General features: G+C 55.8%; 9 protein-coding genes. 3 read left to right on the forward strand and 6 right to left on the reverse strand.

The features are described 5' to 3' along the window. Window positions 1-754 precede the first annotated feature (754 nt). The 4 genes from trfA to mobQ form a co-directional block, all read right to left on the reverse strand. Window positions 755-1660, reverse strand: a complete 906-nt coding sequence (trfA, locus tag PO883_RS33185; RefSeq protein WP_289313589.1) for a plasmid replication initiator TrfA — start codon at window positions 1658-1660, stop codon at window positions 755-757. A 3-nt stretch (window positions 1661-1663) separates the two neighbouring features. Beyond that, window positions 1664-2368: a hypothetical protein gene (locus tag PO883_RS33190; protein ID WP_289313590.1), complete on the reverse strand. Its 705-nt coding sequence runs from the start codon at window positions 2366-2368 to the stop codon at window positions 1664-1666. Continuing rightward, the gene (locus PO883_RS33195; RefSeq protein ID WP_289313591.1) at window positions 2368-2634 is read right to left on the reverse strand and encodes a hypothetical protein; all 267 of its coding nucleotides are present in this window, start codon (window positions 2632-2634) and stop codon (window positions 2368-2370) included. Before PO883_RS33195 ends, PO883_RS33190 begins: the two co-directional genes overlap by 1 nt. 82 nt (window positions 2635-2716) lie before the next feature. Beyond that, window positions 2717-3823, reverse strand: a complete 1107-nt coding sequence (gene mobQ / locus PO883_RS33200; RefSeq protein WP_289313592.1) for a MobQ family relaxase — start codon at window positions 3821-3823, stop codon at window positions 2717-2719. A gap of 342 nt (window positions 3824-4165) precedes the next feature. On the opposite strand from mobQ, the gene PO883_RS33205 reads away from it, so the two are divergent. Continuing rightward, window positions 4166-4459, forward strand: a complete 294-nt coding sequence (locus PO883_RS33205; protein WP_289313593.1) for a mobilization protein — start codon at window positions 4166-4168, stop codon at window positions 4457-4459. A gap of 17 nt (window positions 4460-4476) precedes the next feature. Here the strand turns inward: PO883_RS33205 and PO883_RS33210 are convergent, their stop codons facing one another. Further along, on the reverse strand, window positions 4477-5610 hold the full coding sequence (locus PO883_RS33210; protein ID WP_289313594.1) for a sensor histidine kinase KdpD: 1134 nt from the start codon (window positions 5608-5610) through the stop codon (window positions 4477-4479). Window positions 5611-6586: 976 nt separating this feature from the next. On the opposite strand from PO883_RS33210, the gene PO883_RS33215 reads away from it, so the two are divergent. Both PO883_RS33215 and PO883_RS33220 read left to right on the forward strand, forming a co-directional pair. Continuing rightward, window positions 6587-7174, forward strand: coding sequence for a replication/maintenance protein RepL (locus PO883_RS33215; protein ID WP_289313595.1), 588 nt, complete (start codon window positions 6587-6589; stop codon window positions 7172-7174). Beyond that, a complete protein-coding gene (locus PO883_RS33220) occupies window positions 7171-7377 on the forward strand; it encodes a hypothetical protein (RefSeq protein ID WP_289313596.1) in 207 nt (68 codons plus the stop codon). Before PO883_RS33215 ends, PO883_RS33220 begins: the two co-directional genes overlap by 4 nt. A 387-nt stretch (window positions 7378-7764) precedes the next feature. Here PO883_RS33220 and PO883_RS33225 read toward each other — a convergent pair whose 3' ends face one another. Next, window positions 7765-8091: a YrhB domain-containing protein gene (locus tag PO883_RS33225; protein ID WP_289313597.1), complete on the reverse strand. Its 327-nt coding sequence runs from the start codon at window positions 8089-8091 to the stop codon at window positions 7765-7767. Between the last annotated feature and the right edge of the window lie 377 nt (window positions 8092-8468).

Below are 8468 nucleotides of genomic sequence, written 5' to 3' on the forward strand. Positions count from 1 at the left end.
AACACCTACACGCTGGGGTTAGCTGAATCTGCGACCCGGTATCGAGTCAGCTGCCGCGTCCCGAGAGGGCGCGGGGTTTCGGCTGGCGATCACGGTGAGCAGGTGCCCGAAGCCCCGGCAAGCCGGGGTGAGGCGGTAGCCCCCGCACCGGTAGGTGTGCCCGTAGGGCAGGGCGTATCCCGCCGAAGGTCTGCGAATCCGGTCACCGACCTTCGCGTTACGCGGGGGTCTCTCTGCCCCTCAGGGGGCCTAGTGCAGTACGAGCTACACGCGCAGCGTTGCGAGTGTTTCTAAGGTTTACTGTTTCTTCTGTTTCTTCTGTTTCTTCTTATAGAAAGGATGGGGCACATTTCCCGGTTCTATTAGGGCACATTTCCCGGTCGTGTCACTGAATATCGCTTGACACGATTGCCGTCGCGCATCGGTTTTCGTGGATTTTTCCTGTGCGCTCTCGTGCACGTAGTTCTTCTTTTTATAGAAAGAATGGGGCACTTTTTGCGGTGGAAGCCGGTACGGGGGAGGGTTTCACCCTCCCGGCGAAGTCGCTGGGTGATTAAGAAAGGATTAAAACCTGATTAGCTTGGTTTTTGACAAAGGCTGAAAACCAGCACTGGCGCGGCTTTGCGACCTGTTCAGCCTGTTGATATTGCATCCGCTACGACGGTACGGCGCATCCGCTACGACGGTACGGCGCATCCGCTACGACGGTACGGCGCATCCGCTACGACGGTACGGCGGGGTTGCTGGAACGGTATCAGCCGCGAGGCTTCCGGGGTTTGCTGGCCAGCTTGGCCAAGTGCCTCCGCTGCGGCCCACTGGCTCGCTTTTGCACGTGCACGAGGTCGCCGCGAATGTCGTAGCCGAACCCCTCGCCGTAGGTCGCGCTGGCGTCCGTCAAAGCGTCCAGCGCCTTGCGCAGCTTCTGCCGACTACTACGCGGCTCTGTGTTCTCGCTGCCCGACAGGCTCAACAGCGTTTCAACCTTCATCGGGAACGGCTTGGCGTGAGTGGCGTAGAAGCCGTGCAGCCATTGGGCCAGCGGCTGGCCGTTCAGCGCGTGGCGCACCGCCCATTCAATCTGCGTGAACTGGTCGGCGGCGAACAATGGGCGCATCTTCGCGTCCAGCTCAATGACCCATTCCTGCGTGTCCTCATCCTTGGCCGCTCCGGCGATCAAGCCGCCGATGTAGCTGTAACGGCCCTGCTTCACCGTTAGCGCATTGGCCCGCAGTCGCTCGATGCGCGTCTGTAGCGTCGCCCGGTTGCTGCCGGTGTCGGTCTTGCCCATGAGCTTCAGAAAGGCATAGGACGTGACGCGGCACTGCCCGCCAAGCTCCTGAAGGCGCACGGCATGCAGCACGCTTTCCCATACGTCGAGGTCGCCTTGGTCAAGGCGCTGGCCGGTGTAGCGGATCTCCACGCCATCGACCGCGGCCACCAGTTCGCCTTGCATGTAGCGCCGCTTGCCCTTGCCGATCGCACCGAACAGGGCCGACCGTAGGAAGCCATTCGGCACGGCCCGGACAGGCTCCGGCCATAGCGGGAGCTGCACCACGTTCTTGGGCAACGGCTTGCCGGGCAATGGCTCACGCTCGGTCCGCTGCTTCGCCCGCGCCTGTATCTCGGGGATGCGTACCAGCAAGTCGTTTAGCTTTTTCATCGGTCAGTACCCTCTTGGAATCACGTACTGGACGCCGGACTTAGCGTTGTTGAACGGCGCTTTGTAGTCCTCGTACCCCTTCCCTTGATTTGTGCTGACCGGAATGCACAGACGGCTTTTGCCGGAATCGTCACAACTTTCGAGTGTGATGCGCCCGCCCTTTTTTTCCCATGCCGACACGTTGGCCTGCATCTGTACCACATCGGCGGCAAGCGCGTCCTTCTCATCGCGTAAGCTGCTGACCTGGTGCAACTGCCACGCCAGTGAGGCATACGCCACTAGGCATACACCCACTAACCCGCCAGCGGCCACGGCGACCCACTTCCAAGCGAACCATGCGCCCGCCTTGCGCATCGAGCCTTCCGCTTCGCATGCGGTCTTCACCACACCCGACAGGCTATCGATAACGGGCTGTGCAGCCTCTCCAAGAGCCTTTGTCGCGATTTCTGAGGCCCCGGCAAGGGATTGCCTCACCGAAGCGCCTACAGCCTCTCCTGCGGCCTTCTGCATGGCTGGGATGGCCTCTGCTGCGGCTCGCTTCACGTCGCCGGCCACACCGGCCACGCTGGCCGCTGCCTGAGCCACGGCGACGCGTTCCTTGACGAGTGCTGCCCGCTCTGCGGCCAGCCCGTCGATGGCGGCCTTGACTGCCTTCTGGTGTTCCTCTGCCACGGTCATGAGGCCGAATAGCTGCTGCTGTGCGTCCATCACTTGCCCCCTTCTGGTTTCATCACGACGACGACCGAACCGGCATAGCTGCACTCGTGCAGCGCCTTGATGGCCGTATCTGCCGACTTGAACACCCGCACACCGTTCCGCTGCGCTTGCACCTGCCGCGTCAGTCCGTGGTCGGAGTGGTCCACGTCGAGGAACCAACCGCCGCCGTCGATGGCGGGGTAAGGGGTCAGGAACACGCGGTGCACGCTGGCCGTACGAACGAGGCCCGCGAATCGCTCAATGGTTAAGTCCTTCATTTTGCGCCTTTCGTTTTATCTATATGACTGAATTGTATAGTCAAAAATAATAAAATGAAACATCAGTATGTTTTTTTTGACACTATCCTAGCGACGGCCCGCCCCGGTCGATCTTGGGCTTCGGTGCCCGCTCGGCCTGCTGCTTTCGCTCGGCTTCCTCGCGCTGCTTCGCCAGTGCCTGCGCTGCCTGCTCCTTGGCAAGCTCGGTTTGCCGCTGCTGCGCCTGCTGTTCGGCCTTGAACTGCTCGAAGGCTTGCCGTGCCTGCTGCTTCCCGGCTTCGGCCAGCTTGGCTTGCTCGAACTGCGCCCGAAAGTCAGCCACGCCAGATGCTGCGGCCTGCTTCACTTCCGGCGTTGGCTGGCGGTCGCGCTCGGCCTTGGCCGCGCTGAGGTCGCCCGACAGGTCGAGAATGAGGCGGTCGAGCTGGCGGCTTTGCCTCTCCAGTTCGCCCGCTGCTTTGGCTTTGGTCAGTTGCTCAACGGCTTCGCGCTCCTGCTGGATGCGCTTGTCGCTTGGCTGCCCTGTCCGGCGTTCGTACCCGCTGGCCGCTGGCCCGAGGTGCTTGGTCGGTTCGCGGTCGATGCCCTGTGCCTCAAGGCTGCGGTGATTGACGCGGGCCGCTATACCGTTTTCACGTAGGCGCTCGTTCGTCATGTCGGCCCAACGTGCCCGCACGGCTTCGAGGTCTTCGGAGCGTTTGCGCCCTGCCTTTTCGGTTTCCAGCTTCGCGCCCATTCCATCCGCTTCCACCTTGCGAGTGGTGCGCAGGATGTGGGCATGGTGGTTGCGGTTGTCGCCCTCCCTGCCGGGGGCATGGAGGGCAACATCCACCGCGCACCCTTCACGGTTCGCCATGTCCTTAGCAAAGTCCAGAGCCAGCCGCCTCCGCTCGGCGGGGGAAAGCTCGGACGGCAAAGCCACCTCGAACTCACGCGCCACACAAGCATCCTTGCGCTTCTCGGCAAGTTCGGCGGCGTTCCATAGTTTGGCCCGGTCGGTCGCCCACTCTGGCGCACCATCCGGTAAAACGATGTCGGCAGATTCGACGCCGCCCTTACGGGTGTAATCGTGAACCTCGCCGGTGCGCTTGTCGGTAATCTCACACCCAGCGCGATAGGCGGCGGCGGCGGTCGAAGAACGACCGGCTGACCGCGATATTGCTTTCACACTGAGGTGGTAGATTGCCATTTTGTACTTTTTCGTCTTTGTCGCGCAGAGACCGCACGAGTTGGCGTAGCCAACTCCTAAGTGCGCCCTTGCTATTCGCTTCCGCTCTTCGACGGGTCATTCCGCCGCTCCATTATAGCTGGCTTTACGGGGTGGGATTACGCCGCTAAAATGGTCCACATCGACCAACAAAGGCAGAGACAAACATCATGACAAAAAAGACACCGGAAAAGCCAGCTCTGCCAGTCAAGGTCAACTTCCTCTCCGAGAGAGACCAGGGCATACTAGAGCTACCAATTTTTGTGACACGTTCCAAAGAACGACCAAAGAAAAAACCAACCACGAAAACCAAGAAAGCGCCAAATGACAGCTAACATTGAAAAAGCACAAAAACGGGTCACGGACCTAGAAGAAAAACTCAAGCAGGCCAAAGCGCTGAAACAGAAAGTGGAAGCACGGGCCAAAGCAGCAGAGAGCAAGCAAAACCGGGCAGCTGATACCCGCCGAAAAATTCTTGTCGGTGCCGCTATTCTCGCCAAGGTCGAGCGTGGAGAATGGCCTAAAGACAAAATGCTCGAAATGATGAGTCAGCAACTTACTCGGGCGGATGATCGTGCTCTATTTGACCTTCCCGTGAATGAGAAAGTCGCATTATGAGTGAATTTCCAACCCTATCAAGTAGGCATGCTGTGGCGAGGTAGATTAACCGTAAAGACACAACCAATGCCCTCAATATTGTGGACTGTAAGGGTGCCTTTGTTGGCTTCGACAGTTTTTCTTGCGATGGTAAGACCTAATCCGATTCCTGTGCGATCTGTACCAACCTGGGAAAAAGGCAAAAAAATTGTCTCAGTAGTCCCTACCTTCAAACCACCGCAATGATCTTTTACGTCGATGAGTATTCGATCACCTTGCGCGTAAGCCGTTAACAACACTTCTGAACCTGGCTGTGTAAATTTGAAAGCGTTTTGCAGCAAGTTAGCTACAGCGGCGATTAGCAAATCCTGCGTACCTCGGACAGCCAGATCAATATCAACCGGAAGCATACGAAGTGAGCAACCGTATGCTTTTGCAGATAACGTAGCGCCGTCGTAAATTTTTGCGATGAACTCAGCAAGAGAGAAAGAGTCCAACACCGTACCATCAGGTTCGAATATACGCACATCTTCTACTGTGGCCGTAATAAGCTTATGAAGGCTACTGAGACTACGCTTGAGGATCGAACCAGTAGCACCCGTCAAGCTGAGATTGCCTGCTTCAGCGGCTGCAAAAGCGAGTGAAGCCGTTCCTAGCAGATTTCGAAGCTCGTGGACGAAAAACCCCATCCGTCGATTATTTTCCTCTGCATTTTTAGCTACTTGAAGGGCATCTCTTTGAAAGCTAAATTCCGTCACAGCATCGGAAATGGCATTGTCCAAGCAGCGATTTAAAGTACGGAACTCATCAACGGAAAAAGGAGCATCACGCTCGACAGCTAGATCCGTGATTGACTGACAAAGATCACCATAGTCGTGCACAACCTGATCCACAGTTAGTCCTAGTCCCAGCAAGTCTTTCCCGTGTTGAGCAGCTGAGGCACCCACTTCTGAAAGCGCAACGCCGCCACCCGCTGGGCCAGAAATCAACTCACTTTTGAGTGGTTCGGAACTTTGTTCAACTCGGAGGGTTCTGATCAATTGATCGATAAGTAAAGGAATACCGTCTTGAAGCTGTACTTCTGTCGCTGAACGGCCGGGACGATTCCCTACCTTGACACGGCACCTTTTCGCCAGTTCGTCACGGTTGTTAGCCAAAAAGTGATGCAACATAAAAACACTCCTCAAGCCTGAAACCGCAGATGTGCAAAGCAATCTTGACGATTCTTCATGATACATCAGGGACCAAAGCTACTTTGTAGCACTCTTCGACATGTCGAAGAGGTGTCTGTTATTGCTAGATAGACTAGCGTCAGCTTTTGGAAACACAAGGGGTTTCTGGAACCCGGAAATTTAATGACGTGCCTCTACGAAACCAGCTTAACCATCCTCGAAACTGAACGACGACACGCATCAACTTCGGCTAGGCCGGAGGGTAGCAAGCTCAAAAGCTAACTAGATGGGGAGAACATGTTGGCGATGCCCTACTCGCCAAGGCATCGACCTAGCAGATGTGATAGGTCAGGCCGTAGCTTTTTACGTCAATGTCACACCGACTACACACCAGGCTGCGTAAAGCTAGCTGTGGACAGTCCTTCGGAACGTGTGCACAAGCCATGGACAGGGATGGACAACGGTAAACCCGTTGCCCACGCCCTGCCCACAGCTTGCACACACTCTGCCCACAGCAGCCGCGTGACTGCTGGCCGTCACCCCGACCGCCACAATTTGGAGAGATTTCTCTCCCAAAATCAACCCCACCACCCTACAAGCCAAACCAACCGGCGCATCGAGGACACGGTAGAGGGCGGCAATCGGCACGTCCTGGAGGGGCGACGGCCCCGAACTGGACGGAATGGCCGACGCCGAAGGCGCGCGCGCCAATCCGGCACGCCCCCAGCGTGACCGGCCACAACCCGATGAGTCACGCTTTTCAGTCCCTCCTTGTGCGCGAAGCGCAGTCTAAAAATACTCGTCTATTACATAGAGTGAGAAGCAAACGTCTGAAACCCGCATGGGGTCTACGCCGTCGAGACAAGATCAGGACCTCGAAAGACAGTATCAGGACATGGCGAGACAAAAAAGTCTTGTATTTTGTCTTTTGATGATCCATCATGTGGACTTACAAAAGACAAAAAGAGATTCCATAATGTCCCTTAAGACTTCTATCAACCTGCGTAAGTTGGAATATTCGCCGACGATTAACCCTCTCGTGGAACCTCAACAAGTCACCACTAAGCGTCGCTACGTGCGTTCAGGGCGATCTGAAGAGCTAATAAACACGGCAACTGGTGAGGTTGTGGGAGTGGCAGCTATTCATCAGATTGAAGAGAAAGACGACGCAGAGTTCGTCAAGGTGTTTGCGGCTGGTGCCGCTGCGGCTTACGAGTTGGGCAAGACGGCACACCGGGTATTTCAAGTCATCTTAGAAGAGTACCAACGCACGCCAATGAGCAAGGGCTACGCTGACCACGTGAATCTGTTCTGGTTTGGAAATGGCATCGAGGGCCGGGATGTAGGCATGTCCGAAAAGACGTTCCAGCGGGGGCTTAAAGAGCTACTAGAAAAAAAATTCCTGTCTCCGAAAGGGCCTACAGCATTCTGGACAAACCCCGCTTTGTTTTTCAAAGGCGACCGGGTGTTGTTCATCAAAGAGTACCGTCGGCGTGTCACCAGCGTAGAGCAACAGAACAGGGATGAACTGGAAAAGCACCGTCTTAGCGAGGTGACCCAATGAAGTACAGCTACGAAATCATCCCGCGCTCGGTCGAGGTCGGCGGCGGTTGGCGGCTGCGCCTCCTTGAGGACGACGTCGAGGTGGGCGGCGGAGTGTTCCCACCATCGGATTTTGCCGAAAATGAAGCCGATGCTTTGAAACTCGCCTATTCCGATGCCGAAGATCAGGCATACGCCTGGCTGGACTCCAAGGAGGCCGCATGACCCCAGAAGACAAACTAAACGCATTGTTGGGGTAGTGTAAGGATTCGTGCGTAAATGAGTAAGATCTTGGAAAGCCCTGTGGTTGAAGGCTCCGCTGCAAGTGCAAGAAAAACGAGCGTTTATCTTGCGGTCAAAAGCGACCCCATTTGATGCACAAAAAGCACAAGAAAACTCATTAAGAAAATCAAACCAAGGTTCAAGCCCGCGATCTTTCTTTTCTGGCACTGCCTGTTACTCATTTACGCACGAATCCTTACCCTACCCCATATCGATGGGCAAGCCGAAAAGTACGAACGGCGGCTCGTGGCCGATTGCACGCGATCGAGCGGCTGGGACGGTACGGGTAATCTATGCAATCCGCGAGCTCGCCAGATTTGATTCGGCCCACTACGCCGAATCGCCCCAAACTGGGAGTTCTGGCGTCATTAAAAGCCTTGCCTTTGGAATAGAAGCCTCATATTGGGCAAACCAATCGATGCCAGCAGGACCAGCGCACAGGACTTCACCATTCACGCGATCAACAAAGATTGGAACGTTCCCGACAAGCGCCTCCATATCGTTGGTTGGATCTGCGAGGTATTTTTTACTATTCCAACAGAACAGCCAACCATATGGTTTTGTCTTGGTTTTTGACCTGTCGATGGCGGCATGCCCGTCCGTCAGAATATCAACCCATGCCTCGGCAATTTTTCGTGCGTGAACAAATGTAACCACGAATCGAGTCCTATAAATTTTCATCTGGTTTGCACCGACGACACCGGGCTGGCGGAGCAACCTAGCCTGAGCCAATATTTTAAACGGATCGGCGCGTCTGAGTGACCGGTTCTGGCCGAAAGCGGCCGTTGGTCAAGACACGAAGTGTACCGTACGGGTACGCTCCAACTTGGGGGTGTAAGCTGGAACACCAGAAAATTCCGTCATCAAAGCTAAAGCTACTCACATTTTTGCAACGTTGAATAAGTTACGGGTTATGTGACGATTTTTGACGGTAAATTTCTCATTTTTCGATCATCACTTAACCGCTCGTTTGGGTGACAGGTACCGCGCTGTCTGGGGACAGAAAAATCCGGGGTTCCGGCTTACAACCCCAA

This window comes from Massilia sp. DJPM01 (genome assembly GCF_030348125.1).
GTDB lineage: Bacteria > Pseudomonadota > Gammaproteobacteria > Burkholderiales > Burkholderiaceae_D > Telluria_A > Telluria_A frigida.

Coding starts and splice junctions, on each gene's coding strand:
- PO883_RS33215 (WP_289313595.1), top strand. CDS start 6,587: ATGTCCCTTAAGACTTCTATCAACCTGCGTAAGTTGGAATATTCGCCG.
- mobQ (WP_289313592.1), bottom strand. CDS start 3,823: ATGGCAATCTACCACCTCAGTGTGAAAGCAATATCGCGGTCAGCCGGT.
- PO883_RS33220 (WP_289313596.1), top strand. CDS start 7,171: ATGAAGTACAGCTACGAAATCATCCCGCGCTCGGTCGAGGTCGGCGGC.
- PO883_RS33210 (WP_289313594.1), bottom strand. CDS start 5,610: ATGTTGCATCACTTTTTGGCTAACAACCGTGACGAACTGGCGAAAAGG.
- PO883_RS33190 (WP_289313590.1), bottom strand. CDS start 2,368: ATGGACGCACAGCAGCAGCTATTCGGCCTCATGACCGTGGCAGAGGAA.
- PO883_RS33205 (WP_289313593.1), top strand. CDS start 4,166: ATGACAGCTAACATTGAAAAAGCACAAAAACGGGTCACGGACCTAGAA.
- PO883_RS33195 (WP_289313591.1), bottom strand. CDS start 2,634: ATGAAGGACTTAACCATTGAGCGATTCGCGGGCCTCGTTCGTACGGCC.
- trfA (WP_289313589.1), bottom strand. CDS start 1,660: ATGAAAAAGCTAAACGACTTGCTGGTACGCATCCCCGAGATACAGGCG.